The 19040-nt window shown below is 47.1% G+C and carries 16 protein-coding genes; 10 read left to right on the top strand and 6 right to left on the bottom strand.

All coding sequences use genetic code 11. The features are described 5' to 3' along the window. Positions 1-114 precede the first annotated feature (114 nt). The 5 genes from F8C67_RS07485 (at position 115) to F8C67_RS07505 (ending at position 6140) form a co-directional block, all read left to right on the top strand. On the top strand, positions 115-2145 hold the full coding sequence (locus F8C67_RS07485; protein ID WP_151667214.1) for a S41 family peptidase: 2031 nt from the start codon (positions 115-117) through the stop codon (positions 2143-2145). Between the two features lie 2 nt (positions 2146-2147). Continuing rightward, positions 2148-3176 carry an LIC11966 family surface protein gene (locus tag F8C67_RS07490; protein ID WP_151667215.1) on the top strand — a complete coding sequence of 343 codons (1029 nt, stop codon included), beginning with the start codon at positions 2148-2150 and terminating at the stop codon, positions 3174-3176. Then, a complete protein-coding gene (locus tag F8C67_RS07495) occupies positions 3166-4149 on the top strand; it encodes an energy transducer TonB (RefSeq protein WP_151667216.1) in 984 nt (327 codons plus the stop codon). The genes F8C67_RS07490 and F8C67_RS07495 overlap by 11 nt, the downstream gene beginning before the upstream one ends. 70 nt (positions 4150-4219) lie before the next feature. Then, positions 4220-5068 (top strand): energy transducer TonB, encoded by an 849-nt coding sequence (locus F8C67_RS07500; RefSeq protein ID WP_170266395.1) that lies wholly within the window; start codon positions 4220-4222, stop codon positions 5066-5068. Positions 5069-5165: 97 nt separating this feature from the next. Then, a complete protein-coding gene (locus F8C67_RS07505) occupies positions 5166-6140 on the top strand; it encodes an energy transducer TonB (protein ID WP_151667218.1) in 975 nt (324 codons plus the stop codon). A gap of 2 nt (positions 6141-6142) precedes the next feature. Here F8C67_RS07505 and F8C67_RS07510 read toward each other — a convergent pair whose 3' ends face one another. Further along, on the bottom strand, positions 6143-6631 hold the full coding sequence (locus F8C67_RS07510; protein WP_151667219.1) for a hypothetical protein: 489 nt from the start codon (positions 6629-6631) through the stop codon (positions 6143-6145). Continuing rightward, a complete protein-coding gene (locus F8C67_RS07515; protein ID WP_151667220.1) occupies positions 6624-7496 on the bottom strand; it encodes a hypothetical protein in 873 nt (290 codons plus the stop codon). Before F8C67_RS07515 ends, F8C67_RS07510 begins: the two co-directional genes overlap by 8 nt. A gap of 145 nt (positions 7497-7641) precedes the next feature. On the opposite strand from F8C67_RS07515, the gene F8C67_RS07520 reads away from it, so the two are divergent. Then, positions 7642-8649: a hypothetical protein gene (locus F8C67_RS07520; protein ID WP_151667221.1), complete on the top strand. Its 1008-nt coding sequence runs from the start codon at positions 7642-7644 to the stop codon at positions 8647-8649. Between the two features lie 43 nt (positions 8650-8692). On the opposite strand, the gene F8C67_RS07525 is transcribed toward F8C67_RS07520, so the two are convergent. Together F8C67_RS07525 and F8C67_RS07530 are read right to left on the bottom strand one after the other, a co-directional pair. Further along, entirely contained in the window at positions 8693-9892 is a 1200-nt protein-coding gene (locus F8C67_RS07525; protein ID WP_151667222.1) for a hypothetical protein, read from the bottom strand. A 79-nt stretch (positions 9893-9971) separates the two neighbouring features. Further along, positions 9972-12233: a T9SS type A sorting domain-containing protein gene (locus F8C67_RS07530; RefSeq protein ID WP_170266396.1), complete on the bottom strand. Its 2262-nt coding sequence runs from the start codon at positions 12231-12233 to the stop codon at positions 9972-9974. Between the two features lie 553 nt (positions 12234-12786). Between F8C67_RS07530 and F8C67_RS14300 the strand changes: the two genes are divergently transcribed. Further along, positions 12787-12945 (top strand): hypothetical protein, encoded by a 159-nt coding sequence (locus F8C67_RS14300; protein ID WP_170266397.1) that lies wholly within the window; start codon positions 12787-12789, stop codon positions 12943-12945. Between the two features lie 81 nt (positions 12946-13026). Then, positions 13027-13419: an acyl-CoA thioesterase gene (locus F8C67_RS07535; protein WP_151667224.1), complete on the top strand. Its 393-nt coding sequence runs from the start codon at positions 13027-13029 to the stop codon at positions 13417-13419. A gap of 693 nt (positions 13420-14112) precedes the next feature. Here the strand turns inward: F8C67_RS07535 and F8C67_RS07540 are convergent. Next, positions 14113-14610: a DUF4399 domain-containing protein gene (locus tag F8C67_RS07540; RefSeq protein WP_223277532.1), complete on the bottom strand. Its 498-nt coding sequence runs from the start codon at positions 14608-14610 to the stop codon at positions 14113-14115. A 9-nt stretch (positions 14611-14619) separates the two neighbouring features. After that, positions 14620-15126, bottom strand: coding sequence for a biotin/lipoyl-containing protein (locus F8C67_RS07545; protein ID WP_151667225.1), 507 nt, complete (start codon positions 15124-15126; stop codon positions 14620-14622). 41 nt (positions 15127-15167) lie between these two features. Between F8C67_RS07545 and F8C67_RS07550 the strand changes: the two genes are divergently transcribed. Beyond that, positions 15168-17672 carry a M1 family metallopeptidase gene (locus tag F8C67_RS07550; protein WP_151667226.1) on the top strand — a complete coding sequence of 835 codons (2505 nt, stop codon included), beginning with the start codon at positions 15168-15170 and terminating at the stop codon, positions 17670-17672. A 39-nt stretch (positions 17673-17711) separates the two neighbouring features. Beyond that, entirely contained in the window at positions 17712-19040 is a 1329-nt protein-coding gene (gene rseP, locus F8C67_RS07555; protein WP_151667227.1) for an RIP metalloprotease RseP, read from the top strand.

Consider the following 19040-nt stretch of genomic DNA (forward strand, 5'->3'; position numbering starts at 1 on the left):
TTTCAAATCTAACAATTCTTATTTCAGGTATTTCATTCTGACAACAGGGCCTTCACGCTTTGCCCTATTTCCTTTCTTTTAATACCTTTCCAACCGTAAAGAAATCTCGTCCTAATGCTACCTCGCTTCGCCTCTCTGAAGATTCTGTTTTTCAGTGCGCTATCCGTCCTTTCGACCCTTGGGTTTAGCCAGGCGTTGTCTACCTGTGATAAAGCGGATCTCATTCTTCAGATGGCCAGCGATTTTCACGTGAATCCTCGCCCCGTAGATTCCACACTTTCGAGATTGACCTTCAACTCCTTCATGGAGTCTATTAATAGTCGCGAAAGCTTTCTAACCGCAGAAGATGTTGCCCAACTCAACAAGTATAAGTTTACCGCCGCACTCAATGGAGACGAAGGGTGCAAACTGATTCAAGACGCTTCTACCATTTACGCTAACCGCCTTGCCGCACTCAAAAATCTTTTGGGAGAATTGGGGGAAGCTGAGCTAGACTTCACCACCGACGAATCGTTCAACTACCCCACTTCGGTAATGTCGGAAGAGGAGTGGACCTCCTACTGGAAGAAAACCTTTCAAATTCGCGTGCTTTTCACGGCCTTCGCTCAGCGCGATTCGGGCTCTACCGAAACGCCTTCTAAAGCTGAATTCGGCGCCTATCAAAAGAAGGTAAGTGAAAGCGTAATCTGCCGCATGGAAGACGATGTGAACCACTTCGAGAATATCGAATCGTACATCGCCAACAAGTACCTCAACGCGCTAAGTCAAGCTTTCGACCCACATACAAGTTTCTTCACGCAAGAGTCGATGAAAGAGTTCGAAATGAGTCTTTCTAGAGATGCAAAGTCCTACGGGCTCAACGTGTACCGAAATTCGAATGGCGACATCGAAGTGTACGACATCATTCCCGGAAGCCCTGCTTGGCGGAGCAACGAAATCAATATTGGAGACATCATCGTTAAGGTTGAATCTTCCAACGAGTCGTTCGACGATTTCTCCTGCCTCCCTATGTCGGAGGTCAACCGAATCATCGAAACCGGGAGCTCCGAAAGTGGGACATTCACCTTCCGCAAACCTAGCGGCGAGGAGATTGAAGTCTTCCTCCGCAAGGAAGTCGTGGAAGTGAAAGAAAACACCGTCCAAACTTTTATCCTAGACGGCGACGCTAAAATCGGGTACATCTACCTACCGTCATTCTACATGGGCGGAGCAGATTCCTATAGCCCAGAAGGCTGCGCGCGCGATGTAAGTCTATCCCTAATCCGACTCAAACGAGAAGGTATCGATGGACTCATTTTCGATTTGCGAAACAACGGTGGAGGCTCCATGTACGAGGCCCTGAGAATGGCCGGGATTTTTGTTGACTACGGTGCCTTGTCTATCGAATCGGCCGGCGAACCTCCGTATCAAACTCTCAAGGATATGGATCGAGGTATCATCTTCGACAAACCCATGGTGGTAATGGTGAATACGTTCAGCGCTTCCGCCTCCGAATTGTTTGCCGCCGCTCTTCAAGATCGAAATCGAGCCATCATCGTTGGAAGTCAAACCTACGGCAAGGCAACCATACAACAAGTGTTGCCCCTGCTCGATTACCGCAATGGCGACACTACCATTGTGCCCGATAATTTCATCAAGCTTACCCTTGGCGCCTTCTATCGCGTTACGGGAGAAAGTCACCAAGCGGTTGGAATTACACCTGACATTCTTCTCCCTGAATTCGACGACTATTCGGAGTACCGCGAAGATCATTATGCATCGGTGTTAGACTGCCCAACCATAAATAAGAAAACCTACTACTTCCCGTCAGACCCTCTTCCAATCGCAAGGCTGAAAGAGCTCAGCGAAGGCAGACTAAGGGCTAGTGCAGACTGGCAACAAGTGGGTAACCACGATGAGGAAGAAAACACTTCGGTTCCTTTGGGTTATGCACAATTTGTAGCGCTGTTCGAGGAAGTCGAGTCACTCGAAATACCATTCAAAGACCTTTCAGACAACCTCCCTTATTCCATCGATATCCCCGATTTTGTTTTGGAGATCAATCAGGAAGAAAATGAAAGAATAAAAGAGAACCTTTCGGAAGATCCGCACATTGCAGAGAGCTTCCTCATTCTAAACGATTACCTACAACTAATTTCTCAATAGCAATGAAAATTCGTTTCGCTCTGGCCGTGGTATTCATGGCGGCAAGTACGCTCCTAAGTGCACAACCAAACGAGGCTGTTCGGTACATGGAAAAAGTGGGCAACAGCATCGGTCACCTTAAAAATGAAACGTGGGGATACCTTCGTGCCGCAACTCAAGGTCGAAGTGCTCGCACACAAGAACGAAGACGTCAGGCGCTTATCAGAGAACTCGATGACGTGTACAAGGAAATCGAAGCCATAGGTCCGTTTAATGGCGACGACACTTACCAAAAAGAAGTGTTGAACTACCTCAGCCTCACATCCATTGTGATGAAGGAAGATTTCGCACAAATCATGGACCTTGAGGCCATAGCAGAACAGTCGTACGACGATATGGAGGCCTACATGATGGCCAACGAAATCGCGAATGCGAAGATGGACAGTGCCTTTCAAATCTACAAAGCGGGACACGAGGCCTTCGCACGTCAGAACAACATCAACCTCATCGAAGGCGAAGGTGATTCACGTGATCAAGCCATCGCCAAGGCGAGCGCAGCGCTATCTTACTACAACGAAATCTTCCTCATCTTCTTCCGTGCCAATGTGCAGGAAAATTATGCTCTAGAAGCGCTTAACCGAGATGATATCATCAGCCTAGAGCAGAACACTCAGGCTTTGGTGGCTGCGGCAGACAAGGGCCTTGCGGCGCTAGACACCATGCCGCGTTTCAACCGAGATCCTAAGTTGATTAACGCAGCACGCAGACTACTCGAGTTCTACAAGAAGGAAGGTGAAGAAACCTTCCCGGCCATGGTGGATTTCTACGTGAAGAAAGACCGTTTCGATCGCCTCAACGAATCCATTCAAGCCAAAGATCGCAGCGATCTAACTCAAGAGGAAATCGACGAATACAACGCGGCACTTGAGGATTTCAATGATATGGTTCCGGTGTTCAACGAGCTCAACGAAGAGTCAAATGAAGAGCGCGTGGAGCGCTACGAAGACTGGGAAGAAAGAGTAGAGGAATTCTTCGAAAATCATGCTGAATAATTTGCGAAGCTACATTCTCACCATCGCGCTAAGTGTATTGAGTTTGGTCGGCTATTCGACCAATCCAGAAGACTGTCTAACGTTATCCGACTACCTCGAAATTCAATTCCGAGGCACACCCGAAACACAGTTCGACAGGTCGGCTTTAGAGGCGAGCGTTGGATCAATCGGCAAGAGAAGGTTCAGGTCCTCATTTGCAGATACTATCATCTCGTATGTTCCGGTTTCTTGGACCATCACAACGGATGACAACGATCAGGATTTTGTAGTTCAAACTTCACCTACCCTGGGAATAATCGTAGAGATATCTTCGAAAGACAATCCTTGTATTCATGAGCTGATAAAAGACCTTGAGAGCAGGGATATTGAGCCGGTAGAAGGCGTGGCCGTCAGCTATCGCGAAACGGACGACGGTGGTGCCAAGCCGAATGTAATGAGCGAGATAGAGCTTTATGAAATCGAAGAGCAATACGTGGAAGTTTACCACAAGGAGGATGAAACTCAGCTTTTGATTTATTCCAAGTCTCGGTACAATGCCGTTTTTGGCGAGGAGAGAAATCGCACCTACCCTGAAATAGAAGAAGTGGTAAACTTTGCGGACACGTATGATTTCTACGGAGTGGAATCCTACCCGCGTTTCCCTGGATGTGATCAAAAAAGTCAAGACGAGAACTATTACTGCTTTGAGTACAACGTTCGAAAGGTAATTGGTGCCAATTTTGACTTCCCAGAAGATGCCGTACGCGAAAGTCGCGGTGGCGTGGTTTACATCCAATTCATCATTGAATACGACGGTTCGATATCGGAAATCACGGTCATTCGATCCTCTGGACATGATGATATAGACCAAGCGGGTATCGATGCGGCAAGACACTTGCCAAAAATGACACCTGCGAAAGTTAATGGTCAACCCGTGCGTATGTCTTACGTTGTTCCAATTAACGCACGAATTTCAAGTAATGATGAAGACTAAAAGCCTTATTGTTTTATCGGCACTATGCACTTTGATCGCGTCGTGCTCTGGCTCAAAAGGTGTGGCGTCGATGCCCCCAACAGAATACATTACGTTGTCTGAAGTGAAGACTATACTTGACCAAGGCACGCTTGAGAATGTGAATCCGAAGTGGGAGTTCTCGCTAATCTCGAATCAAATGCATGCTCCCCATATTCGTGGGCGTAGTGGATATGAAGACTCATCAAAACTTGGGAGCCTTTGGGCGTTGTACGTACCTGGACTTTACTACAATGTTGAGGTATTTAACAACCCAACTCACGGTAAAGTGGTAGATCTTTTTCTCACCAACCCACAAGGTGACAAGCTGATGAGCGAGATCAAAAACGCTACAGATAGCGTCTTCGAAGTGAGCGTAGCAGGTATGGATAGTGCCGAGGTTGTACCCGTCTATCAACTTGGAGAAGTGTGTGCCGTCATTAAAGATGGAAGGGCGTACTTCTACGATAAAACAGCCTACACACAATTCGTAGAACACGAAACCATTGCCATAGACCGCTTGAAAGAAGGTCCACCGATTGAGTATAGTTCTCGAGACAACTTCCGTTCACCTTCGTTACCAGAATGTCAATTTGAGTCCGATTCTCTAAACTATTTGTGCTTTGAAAGACAGATGAAGAACACTGTAGCTAGTAACTTCACCTTCCCCAATTTTGAGTACATATTTGGAGGCGGTGGAAAAGTCGTTGTGTCCTTTGTAATTTCCAAGAGTGGCGATATAACTGCCTTGCACATTAAAGAAACATCTGGAAGCGATATTATTGACGGTGAGGCCATTCGAGTTGTAAACGACTTGGACCTCAACATTGGTCCCGCAACCTTAGATGGCGAACCTGTGAATACGATTTATGATGTTCCAATAAGAGCCAAATTTCAGTAGCACTTTACGTCACATTAACGTCATACAGCAGTCATTCCTAGAACGCCCTCGCTCCATAACATGATTCTCCTGATCCTAGGGCACAAAATTTTAATTCATGCGTACTCTCTCTCTAGTACTTTTCACTTTTGGCATTCTCGCCTTCTCTAGCGCCAATGCCCAAAACGATTCTTGCATTTCGTTAAGCGACCTTATCAAGTTTGCTGAAACCGGTCATATCGAAGACGTATACCTCACCCGATACATCAACGAGGTTTCCGATGAAATGTGGAAAATCATCCCAGAAACACCATGGATGAAAGGCCAATTAGAGGTCCGCGGTTCGCTGTACCGCATCCACATGACCGACCGGTACAAAAACGTGCATATCTATACGCATGAAACCATCGGTCGCGTAATCCAAATGGACCTCAACTCCAGTTGCGCACCTCAGCTGCTTCAAGCCATTCAAGCTTCATCAGATTCAATAAAACACGAGGTGAAAACCCTCGAGCGACCTGAGCAAAGGAGCGATCGCATTGTGGAGACCGAAATCAAGTACTATCACTTTTGGATCGGCGAATTCTTGTTCGAGTATATCTACGATTCGCATATGCCCAAGTTGTACGTTTACAATGCGGAAGAATACGCCAAGCTTCGAAGTGCAGGCGAAGGTGAAGGATTCTTTCCGAGCGGATACTACAACTCGAGGTTAAAAGCAGCCACCGAAATTCAAGCTGAAAACTCAGACCGAGAATATGCCTATCCGTATTACGATGATTGCCGAGGCGATACAGAGGAGGAACGATTCCGCTGTTTCCAAAACAAAATCATGACTCAAATTGGGGAGGAGTTCGAGTTTCCTGTTAGGGCAAGACTTGAAGGACGTGGTGGACGTATATGGGTCAGTTTTGTCATCAATCTGGAAGGAGACATCACCGATTTTTCAATTGAAAGATCAAGCGGCCACGATGACATTGATGCAGAGGCCGTACGAGTAGTTTCTAAGCTCATGCGACTCAATCCAGGAATGTGGAATGGCAAACCATACATGATGCGGTATACCGTTCCAATTAACGCACGATTGAGGTAATCTCACTCCGTAACCTCCTTCAACATCACATCCCATACCCGCTCTTCTTCTTCACCGAACTTCTTTACTATTTGAGCAAGTACCAGGTAAAAGATGAATGGCGGATCACTGTTCACCGTGGAGATCTTTGCCAAGTAGCCATCCGCATCTTCTAGCTTGAAACGAATGGGTTCACCGTCGGTAGACTCGGCTTGAGAGGTTCTTTGGAGGATGTCTCCCGTGTCCACAGAATCTCCTTCTTCAACATAAAAAATGTTGTTCGTTCCGCGCTGTATGTACGATTGATTGCTCGACCTCCCCGAATTCGAGATGAACAACTTGCCCAGATCAAAAAGGCTTCGTGCCTTCTGACGACCCTGATTGATAAACGCCGTACTATCAGCTTCCGTCAGCTCGCTTCGATTGAACCGGCTCTCCATAGTGCTGTAGCTCTGTCCTGACGCCATAACGGTCGCAAGACTGAACAGCACGCACATCACTATCTTATTCATCCTCATCTGTATTTTGTGTAAACCGCAAGCGGTAAATTTTTTCGTCTTTGTACACGATATCCTGTATGTCCAAATTCCTCAACTGATTAATCGGCAACGTCAACCTGTAAATGAATTCCTCCCGGTTCAACAACTCAATGCCACTCAGCTCGGGGTGACTTTGAAAGATCTTCGCATCGGGGTGAATTGCCGATAACAACTGTGCTCTACGCTTCTCGAAGTCTTCCGTAATTGAACGTGAGAAGAAATTGAGCATTAAGGCATAATCATCTGGAAAGAGCGTGACGGTGAGCGTGTCTTTGTTCGACACAATTCCAACCTTCTTCTCCTTGTAATACGCCCCATCAACAACCACACTATCCGCCTCTATCCTACCTTTTGAATATTGAAGGCGCTTGCCCACAGTGCTGGTGAATGTCAAACTGTTCGCATCTACGGGCTCTTGCGTATACGCATCGATGAACGTGAGTACTGGAGTTGAATCACGATTTCCAAGCCACATGGAAACTCCAATTGCGGCTGCAATTACTCCGCCGAAAACGGCTAGCCATGGTCCAAAGCGAGATCTTTTCACCTCGGCTGGAGCTTCAAAAATGAAAGCATCCCAGTTCTTAAAGCCAGCATACTCGCTGAGTAAATTGAGAACGTCGATTCTCGGCAACTTGTCATTCGTGTTTTTGAGGTGAGTGTAGAACCACTTTTCACTCACACTACTCTTGCAACACGCTTCGAGGTCAACCCGAAAATCTTGAATATCGGCAACACTCCAATCCGCGAATTCCTTCCTTATGGAAAGTCTTTCCTCGGCTTTATTTCTAACGGCTTCCTTGAGCCGTTCAAAGTGCTGGATGTATTCCTCTGACATTCGCTGACAAATCTATTCGGAAGATAGAATATTCGATTGTAAAGCTCTTGTAAAGCAGTTGCAATCGATTGACAAGCCTGTTACAGCGCGTTTTTTCGTCATCTCGATTCCTTTGGCACCAGTAACATGTAAAAACCGAATCATCATGCGTACCAAAAGAATAATCGCAATAGCAATTGCAACACTCCCACTCTTCGCAGTGGCACAAGTAAGAGGAAATTACGACTATCGCAGTTCTTCAAATCAACAATTCAGACAAACAACTGTGCTCCCCACAACGAGCGGCATAGCAAGTCTACAACCGCTCGACATCCATCACTTCACTGTAAAGGGAATGATGAATTTAGAAGCCGATTCCTATCTCGCCATCTTCACCATCACACAGATGGGCACCACACAAGGTGAAACTGAAGCACTCGTTCGTGCAAAAACCGACAGTATCAAACAAGCACTGGTCGCCGAGGGGATAGATGTTGAAACCTACATCGACATGATCTCCTTCGTACCGCTTTACGAAGTTCAGGTGACCAAGAAAATCTTCTCCGAAGACACTTACAATGAAGTTCCAAAGGGCTTCGAACTCAAAAAGAACCTCCATTTCCGATACACTGATCCAGAAGTTCTCGAGCGCCTTGTGGCACTTTGCGCTGAGCAAGAAATCTATGATCTCGTTAGGGTGGATTACCACATCGAAGACATCGAGAAAAAGAAGGCCGAAATGATCGCAAAGGCAGAAACACTTTTGATGGCCGAAATGAACCGTCACAAGCGACTAATGGGCGTTGATTTCGCCGAGTTCAACGTACAAATGGCCGACGGATTCCGCAGTACGTATCCTATTGAGCGCTATCAAACGTATACGGCTTACTGCAGCAGCGCACTAAATGTTCGCGCCGAAAACGGAACGGTGGTTCAGCACGACAAAACCACATCAGAATTCTACATGCCCATTGCCAACAAGGGCTACGACTTCGTGATGAATGCATCCATTCTCGAGCCGGTCGTTCAACTCGAGTATGAGATTGTACTTCGATACACTCCTAAACCTGAAGAGCAGGTTGTTCAGCCTCAGGTGATGACTGAGACTGAAATCCAGCGAGAAGTGTTACTAATCACTGCTAACGGTGAAGTGATTGATTTGGAGTTGGATTGAGGTTGAAAGGTCGGGTCTTGCTAGGGGGTGAGGCCCGACTTTCTCATACTTTCGCCTTGGATGACATTCCGATGACCGCCAAGTAAATCAGCAAAGGCACCATGGGCACCATAAACCTCGAGGCGTTTATCGGTCCCGTTATACCAACCACATAGGCGACAATGACAAACGCCCAAATAACGTGCTCTTGCTTCCTGTGCCGCCATGCCCCAATCAAGGCTAACAGCGCTCTCACTCCATTGATGAGTGCAATGGGGATAAGCACCAGTATGGTCACAGGATTTAAGCTCCTCAGGTATCCCAACACACCGCCCTCGCGATGGGCGAAACCTTCCTCAATAGTAGTTGGGAGAAGAAACTGAAGATCGAACCTGCCTGGGTCGATTACACCGCGGATTGCGCCTACCGTATGAAACATCAGGTAACTAAACGGGGCTGATTTTACATCCGAATAGAAGGACTGGTTATAGACTTCGACCTTCTCCGCATAAGGCACATTCTCTGTCGCCTTCTTAATGGAATCATTCACCTCTGCAGCATACTCTGCCCCGAATCGATAAACATCAAATTGATACTTGTTGTAATGCAGGGCATTGATGTGCTGAATACTCGAAAACTCGAAGGCACCCGTACGGTGTTTGTTCCAGCTCATGTACCCAAGGCTGAGCGCGAAGGGAATCAGCATAAAGGCGAACCAACCTCGGTATGTGCGCATGAAAAAGGCTACGAGGCACAGTATGATTGGCAAGAACAAAAAGACCGGCTTAATGAAGGGCAGGAGCGTCAGAAGTAAGACCGCATTCCACATCTTCCGCTTCTGAATCGATTCAAACAAAAACCACAATGCGGTCATGGATAGCACTTCGGCCATGACTTTATCTGCATAGAGAAAGACGTTCAAACTGAAAAAAGTAAGAAGCAAAACGAGTCGCCATTGGCGCTTAGTGAGCTCCTTCAAGTTTAAGAAGCGCACGAGCCTCCAAAAGACGAGAATGACCAATAGATTTTGAAGAAGAACCGCTCCCCAAACTCCAGTGACCTTTAAGACAAACGGGTAAAGAGGGGGGCGCTTAGAAAGCGCAACTGGATCTTGAATCTGTTTCCAGAGATTGTCTGCCTTGAAAAGATATTCCTCGCTATCCACCAACATTACATCCCCAAAAAACAGTGTAACGGCGGCCGAGAGCACTAGTAGGGTTAACACCAGAGCGAGGTAAACTTGCTGACGAGAAAACCGATTCATCACCACAAAATACGGGAATAAAAAAACCACGCTGCCCTAGGTGGTAGGCAACGTGGCTTAAAGCAGAGTCTAACGATTGTTATCTGATAACAACGTTAACGTTACGCTGAGCATGTTCATTGCTCAAGCTCAAAATGTACATGCCTGTTTGAATGGCAGATACATCAATTCTGTTGGTTTCGGTAGTTCCGTGCGCAAGCACTCTACCATTCATGTCGATAATCTTGTATTCGAGTTCACCTTCAACCCCGTCAATCTGAATGAAGTCTTCAGCCGGCTGAGGATAAATGAGCACGCTTTCAAGTTCGTTTTCGTCGATTCCCACTTCAAAGGTTCCTTTAAAGATGAAAGGAACAATGTCGCCACTTGTGCTCATAGCCCCACGCGTAGTGGTAGTACTTGAAACAACAGAGAGGTTGTTAATTGAATATGGCATTGATTGCGCCTCGAGCAATGGAAGTTCAAGTGCTCCACTGTCGATCACTAGTGTAAGCTTAGGATTGGCAGAAGACTGAATCAAGTAAGCCACCTGTGGCAAATCAAAACTCACGGCTTCGTCGCCAGCTTGCACTCCATTTACGGTTTGAGTTAGTCCTGTTCCATCTGCCACGATGAGGCGAACTCCTCCAGTTTTGCCACTCATCGTAGCGCCTGGAATCACAATTTCTTCTACTGCAAGGGTAGCGTCATGTCCACCGATTGTGATATCCATAGAGTAGATCGACTGGTCGTCGAACACTGTGAAGTCATCGCCCGAAAGCGGGTTGTCGATAAGGTACACTCCGCTAGCAGAATCTGTTGCTACAACAATCGAGTCGGAGATGGTAAGGCATCCACCCTTTTGACCAACGATGTGGTACACCCCAGAATTTGAGATTGTAACGATGGTGGAATTGAATGAGAATGGCACGTAACCGTAAAGGAAAGCGTGGTTGTCAAAACTGCTCACGTTCGTCAACTCAATTTGATTTGGTTGAGGCTGACTTCCTAGAGGCTTGACTGGGGCATTCACTTCTACGGTATACTCGGCAACTAGGTTTCCATCAACGTGACATGTATAGGTTGTAGTTGCGCTAGGAGAAGCAATTGTGACAGCTGTGTTCGTGCTGGACAACCCCGTTGCAGGAGCCCAAGCGTATGTGCTGCCAGAAGTTGGTGCTTGTAGGGCAACTACGCCACCCGTGCAGATTCCGAAAGTGTCTACATCAATGCTCGATACATTAACTTCAAATTGAAGTGAGTTAACGCCATTGCGCGGGCAGTTATCATCCGTAATATACACGGCAAACTGATAGGTTCCAGCTGCACCTTGAGGCACAACCCATAGGAACTCAGTATTGTTTGTTAGAGTGCTTACCAACCCTGATTGAGGAGCAAGTGGACTGAGTAGTGCATTCCCTGGCAGTGAACCTCCGCCTCTTAATTCAGCTGTGATTTGCTGAGGAGTCATGTTCGGGTTCATGTCGCTATCTGTGGCCTGAATTCGGAAATAAATCGAATCGCCCGGTAGTCCATTTGTTGAGTAGAGGATTGAGTCTTGTGTTGACCATCCTGACGCATTTGTAAGTGCAATGTTAGGATTGCTGTTCGTGGAGCCCGGAGCTGTGCTGGTCACTATTCTGATATCCGCTTGAACTACCGAAGTAGTCTGTCCATTCGCATCAGTTCCTGTAACATCAAAACCTGCAATGTACGCTCCTTGGGTGGTGGTTCCTACATAGAAAGTATTACCGATGAGCACATCATTTGGACTTGTCGGGTTGGAAATGCTATACCCTGTGTTGAAGGTTACACCCGTGGCTGCATTTACAAGTGGTTCAGCCATGCTTAGGCTTGTTGACAATCCCTCTGGGTTAATTACGGGGAGGAAAAGTCTCTTTCCGTTTTCGTCGTAATGATTGTACAAATCAAAACGAGGGGAGCTCAAATTAGCTCCGGCCGCATGTAGAACAGATTCAATATAAAGATTGCCTGAACCGCTTACGTTATCTGTGATGGGGCGACAACACTCATCGTATGCAACTACCAGGTTTGAACCGGCGGTTACGTTCATAGTGATATTAGTCGCTTTGTAGATATACACCTCGTAGCCATCCATAGCACCGCAACCTGCTGGAAACTTGTTGAAAGTTTGCATTGCTGCAGAAACGGATGTACTGCCTACATCTATAGTAACATTGGCAGGCATAGAGATTCCAGAGGGGTCTCTGATAAGCTCTACATAAACATCATACTGATTGTTGCCTAGGGCGTCCCAGTAAATCTGGCCGCCTTTGATGTGTGTCCCGTAAGATGAAAGGGAAACAAGTGCAACTACTAGCGAGAGTAGCAATTTTTTCATGGTCATAGAGAATTTTGAGAAATGTAAAAGAACTGCACACGAGAGTTAAAACCTATACAGACTGAGTATACGCTTAACGGCAAAATGAGAGAGAGGGCCTTTTACCGATTTCCCGAAACAGAGAGTCCCGCTCATTGGCGGGACTCTGCTCCGATTAATCGGAAGGCTAAATACTCATTACTACTGAAACTATTACGTGGCGAATACGGGAGAGGGGGCCAAGCGAAAGAAAAAAGTTTGGCAACAGGTCGATCCGACAATGAGGGGCATCAACGCAAAAAGGGGGGCGAACTATCCATTCCGTCACCCTAAAAGTCTAGATCAAAAGCCCTTATAAAAACTTAGACACCCGGTTAGAATGATATTCGATCAATTGTACTCTAGCTCTGGAATGACATGGATTCTGGCATGAGTTCTTCCGGCATTAAGCTTCAAACTTATCAACACCTGTTAATAACTTTTTACCCTAAATACCCTGTTTTACAGCTAGTTAACAAAACCAAGCAGCACGGTTTACGTTAGGTGTGTAGTATTGTATCAAAATAAACGCACCATGATTGTAGCAGAAGAAACACAGCTGAATCATTTCATCACACGCCGCATGCTTCGCTATTGCAAAGAAGTAGGATTCAACTACTACGAGTCGGCACAAGCCATGCACCTATCGCCCGGCGAAAGAGAGCGGTATGAAACCGAGTGGCTCGAAAACTAGGGTCTATCTCAACATCGAACTGACTTATATCATTCGCACAGGGTTGGCGAGTGAAGTACCTTTGTATCAAAGCAAAGGAACATGAGATTTCACACCAGAAAATGGATCAAACCCGAAGACCTCAACCCGAACGGGACGCTCTTCGGTGGTAGCCTCCTCCGCTGGATCGACGAAGAGGCGGCTATCTATGCCCACATTCAACTCGACAATGTCCGCGTAGTCACGAAGTACATTTCCGAAATAAACTTCATATCCTCCGCCGTACAAGGCGATATTATCGAGCTTGGTATCATCGCAACCGACTTCGGCAAAACGTCAATCACCCTCGCTGTTGAGGTGCGAAACAAGCTCACACAAAAGACCATCCTCAAAATCGATAAAATGGTCTTCGTAAACCTAAACGAAGAGGGTGTGCCTACGCCGCATGGGAAGACGGAGATAGAGAGGGTGGTGGATAGGATTCAGGATAAATAAGTTCGCCTCCGGCGAAAAGTCAGCCATAGGCTGAAAGGTCGCTAATCGCGACAAGGCTCGCTCCGCTCGCAAGATAGCGTACGGAAATAAAGCCGATCTATAAATCTAAAGAGCCCAACAGGAATACTGCTGGGCTCTTTTAGTTATGCTACTGTCGGAAACCGACATTCTTTATTGCGAAGAAATCCTTACTACGAAGTAGTCTTGTTGCAAAGCAACCTTGCCACGCAGTGGCCTTGCTGCATCGTAGCCTTATTGCGAAGCAATCCTTACTACGAAGTAGTCTTGTTGCAAAGCAACCTTGCCACGCAGTGGCCTTGCTGCCCCGCAGCCTTATTGCGAAGCAATCCTTACTACGAAGTGGTCTTGTTGCTAAGCAACCTTAGCCACGCAGTGGCCTTGCTGCCCCGCAGCCTTATTGCGAAGCAATCCTTACTACGAAGTAGTCTTGTTGCAAAGCAACCTTGCCACGCAGTGGCCTTGCTGCCCCGCAGCCTTATTGCGAAGCAATCCTTACTACGAAGTAGTCTTGTTGCAAAGCAACCTTGCCACGCAATAGCCTTACTGCCCCGCAGCCTTATTGCGAAGCAATTCTTACTACGAAGTAGTCTTGTTGCAAAGCAACCTTGCCACGCAGTGGCCTTGCTGCCCCGCAGCCTTATTGCGAAGCAATTCTCATCGCCTCCGGCGATCCTACTCCACAATCACCTCCACCGTCGCACTCATCTCCTCACCATAGCTCTGGTGAAGACCGTTTGCGAACTGCATAGTAAGTGTGTATGCTCCTGGCTCTAGTTCGAGGTCGGTTTCCGTTTGGCCACCACCGTAGTGGATGTGCTGCTCGTCGGCCGGAACTACATCTCCCTTAGAAATGTGACCCTTGTTGATGATGATGTGATGGTGACCCGTACCCACAACTAGTTCTCCAGCTGGGTTGACAGTCATTCCCTCCACACCCATCTCTACGTGGAGTGGAGAAGAAACGGTAGATCCGTCTTCAATATTTACAAAGTATACACGCGCACCCTCTGGAACTGCCAAGTTCTCATCTTCTGGCATAGTGATCTCTTCCTCCTCCTGTGACATTTCTGTCTCCATTTCAGGAGCAGTAGTATCGTCCGACTTACTCTCAGAGTTGCAAGCGGTAAATACCAAAATGGATGATGCAAATAGAAGTTTCGTGATTTTCATAGTGCAGTGTTATTCGAATGAAATTAGAATTTGATTTTTCTCAACGGCTTGTCCCTTCTCGACCGAAATGCCCTTGATTTTTCCTGCTGTTGGCGACTTCAAAACGTTTTCCATTTTCATGGCCTCAAGAACCAACAATGGATCACCTTCCTCTATCTCGTCTCCAATCGAAACGCGAATATCAAGTACCAAACCCGGCATCGGCGCCTTAACCTCGCCAACTTTCTGTACCAAAGCGTCGCTCAATCCCATCTTGTCAAGAAGGATGTCAATGTCATCCTGCATCGAAAGGGTATGCGATATGCCGTTCACATTGATAACAGCCGTTTTGTCGGTTTTGTTGAATTCGTGAATCTCCACTTCGTAGGATCCATCGCCGTAGCGGACGTTAAATCGGTTCGAATCTTGACGAACCACATCGAGTGAATATTCCTGGTCATTGACCTTACCTTCTGACGGATTGTGAGCATTTGGCTCTACCGTATAGGTTTTATCGTTGGATTGAATCTTCAGCATGCCTCAAAATTACTTATTTTTCGCGGCTCTATACGCGTCTTATGAAGAACTTCATCTATACCGGAATCGCCCTTGGCCTTTCCATTTTCACAATAGCTCAAACTGAGACTCCACAAGAGTCCTCCGAGCCTGAATTTGCCACTCGCCCACTGTACCGCGAATCCGCGGCCAGAACTACCGATGTGGTTCATACCGAGTTAAAAGTGTCCTTCGATTGGGATCACGCCTACCTCAATGGCGAAGCAATACTTACCCTCAAGCCCTATTTCTTTGAGCTCGACACGTTCGTACTCGACGCTCAAGGCATGGATATTCACGAAGTGAAGTACGTTTCCGAAGGTCGAAACCAAGATCTCAAATACGAATACGACGGCTGGAAGCTGCGCATCGCTACGGGAAAAACGCTCACGCGAAACGACCAAATGAAGGTACTCATCAAGTACACCTCCAAGCCAGATGAGCTCACTGTAGAAGGCGGAAACGCAATCAGCGAAGCAAAGGGTCTGTACTTCATCAACCCACAAGACCACCCTCGCGGATGGATGCGCCAAGTGTGGACACAAGGCGAGCCCGAAAGTAACTCAGCTTGGTTCCCAACGGTGGACGAACCCAACGAGCGCATGACCCACGAGATTGCTATTACAGTTCCAAGCGCTTATCAAACCATCTCTAACGGTCGCCTTGATTTCAAAACCCGAAATTCCGACGGTACCCGCACAGATTTCTGGCTGATGGATCAACCCCACGCCCCTTACCTAGTGATGATGGCCGTAGGCGAGTTCAAAGCACAATCGGACGAGTGGAACGGCATTCCCGTTAATTATTGGGTGGAACCAGAGTATGAAGGCGTGGCCAGACAAGTGTATCCAAACACGGTCGAGATGCTCGAGTTCTTTTCCGAGCGCCTCGGAACACCTTACCCTTGGCAGAAGTACGATCAAGTTACCGTTCGCGAATACGTGAGTGGGGCCATGGAGAATACCACTGGGGTAATCTTCGGCGATTTCATGTACGGCGACAGCCTTTCTTGGGCCGACGGCACAGGTGAGGACGTTGTGAGTCACGAGATGTTCCACCACTGGTTTGGCGACCTCGTAACCTGCGAAAGCTGGGCAAACCTGCCTCTCAACGAATCTTTTGCAACCTACGGTGAAATCCTTTGGAAGGAATACAAGTATGGAGCCGACGAGGCCGAGTGGCACGCTTATGCCGACCTTCGCGCTTACTTGTCAGAATACAGCCGAGGGAAGAGTGTCGATATGATCCGATACGACTACAACTCAGTACTCGGAATGTTTGACCGCCACTCCTACTCAAAGGGTGGGAGAATTCTATTGATGCTTCGACACATTCTTGGCGACGACGCATTCTTCGAGGGGCTTCGTGTGTACTTGGAAGACAACGCTTATTCCGCGGTTGAGATTCACAACCTTCGACTCGCCATGGAGAAAGTGTCTGGTCAAGACCTCAACTGGTTCTTCAACCAATGGTTCTTGGCAAGCGGACATCCAATTTTGAAAGTAGAGCATGAATTCCGCCGCGAATCAGGTGAATATGTGGTGAAGGTTACCCAAACTCAAGACCTTAGCACTACTCCTCTTTACCGCCTACCAGTGCGAATCGATGTGTATTCTAGCATTGGAACAGACAGTTACAATGTGGTAGTAGATGCGGAATATCAAGAGTTCACTTTCGAGGTACTCTCCAAGCCATTCCTCGTTCATTTTGATGCCGATCAATACTTGTTGGCAGAGATTGAAGAGCAGAAGCCAACGGATTTCTTACTTCATCAACTCGCGCATGGTCCGCATATGATGGACCGCTACGAAGCGATAACAAAGATTGTGGGTGAAGACGCCAAGGGCGTGCGCAAGGGAATGATTCTGCGTATTGGAATGCAGGACGATTTTCACGCCATTCGCCGATATGCTTTGAATAAAGTAGAAGACCTTCCAGAAGGTGAGCTCGCCGGTATTAAGGAAACCGTTCAGTCAATGATGGACGACGAAGACCCATCGGTTCGTGCCGACGCATACGAGGTGTGGTACAACGTTTACGGTGAAGGCGATGCTGCATTTTACCGAGATCGAATGTTGAACGAAACCTCTTATGCCGCCAAGGCAGGAGCGTTTGGCGTGTGGAAACAACTCGATAGAGCTGCCGCTGAATCTTTCGCAGTTGAAAACGCCATACGTACGCGAGGAAGCCTTTCAAGTGCACTTATTCGAACCATCCTTGAAGATGAATCCGGAGTTGAGGCTTCGAAAGTGGCGAAGATGATTGAAAACGCAGGCGCCGAATGGCAGTCGACGATTCACATTTCACTTCCTAAATATTTATCGCGCTTGAACGAATCCGATCGCAAAAGCGTTTTGGAGCAGGTCGATGCCGTGGCACCGTATTTGGGTGAGGCAGCATCGTACTACAACTACGGAATTAGAGTAGCAAAATATCAACTAAAACAAGCATTGGACAACGGCGAAATGACTCAAGAAGAATACGATAGTCGTAATTCTGTCTTGGAATCACTTGAGACCATCGAATAGTCTCGTAGTTTTGTCGTCCATAGAAAGAAATACTCCCCTATGCTCATTCAATTAGCTCAGTTTCTCGCTGGACTTTCATTGTTGATTGTCCTTCACGAATTGGGACACTTCATACCGGCCAAGTTATTCAAGACGAGAGTAGAGAAATTCTACCTCTTCTTCGATTATAAATTCTCTCTCCTCAAGAAGAAAGTTGGTGGAACTACTTACGGAATCGGCTGGATTCCGCTCGGTGGGTACGTCAAGATTTCTGGAATGGTAGACGAGAGTATGGACACCGAAGGGTTGTCGAAAGACCCTGAACCGTGGGAATTTAGAGCCAAGCCAGGATGGCAACGCTTGATTATCCTCACGGGTGGTGTGATTGTAAACTTCATCCTAGCCATCGTGATTTACGCAGGCATGATGAATTACTACGGAGAGTCTTACCTTCCTACGGAGAACATCAAATACGGACTGGAAGTATCTGAAAGCTTAGAAAATGCGGGCTTCCAGAATGGAGACAGAATCCTATCTATTGGCGGGGAGAAGATGGAACGCTATTCAGACCTCAAGCTCTCGCTCTTGGTAGGTTTGGATGAAGAAATTCTAATCGACCGTAACGGCCAGGAGGTTTCACTCACCATGACGGACACGACGATTGGTGAAATCATCGAAAGTGGAGGGCATTCAGTAACCTATCGCGTTCCCTTTGTGGTTGATACCGTTCTTGCTGATGGTCCAGCTGCGGCTGCAGGCTTCATGAATAATGACAGCATTGTGGCTGTTAACAATGAGTCGATTGTATTCTTTGATCAATTCAAACAAGCACTTAAGGAAAGCACGAACGATACGGTGCAGGTTGGCTTGTATCGAAATGGTGAATACATGACGTTGGCGGTTGTGCCAGACAGTTCGAAGATGATTCAGCTTGGTCCGAATCGAAACCCCTACAAGTACTTCAACATGGTAGACACCACTTACTCGGGTTGGTCGGCAGTTGAAGCGGGTTGGAACAAAGCGACGCGTCAGCTTGGCTTCTACATTAAACAGTTCAAGATTATTTTCTCACCAAACACGGGTGCAGTTAAAGAGATCGGTGGCTTCCGTACGATGATGAATCAATATGAAGAAAACAACTGGAACTGGGAGCGTTTCTGGGGCGTTACAGCCTTTATCAGCATCATGCTGGGCTTCCTTAACATCTTGCCAATTCCGGCGCTAGATGGAGGTCACGTGTTGTTTACTTTGATTGAAATGGCCACTGGCAAGAAGCCGAGCATCAAGTTCTTGGAAATCGCTCAGACGATTGGTTTCTTCCTCTTGGTTGCGCTTCTGATATACGCCAACCTGAACGACTTCAACGTTTGGGACGTCTTTAGAGATTAA

Origin of the sequence: Phaeocystidibacter luteus, assembly GCF_008933115.1 — a bacterium.
Classification (GTDB): domain Bacteria; phylum Bacteroidota; class Bacteroidia; order Flavobacteriales; family Schleiferiaceae; genus Phaeocystidibacter; species Phaeocystidibacter luteus.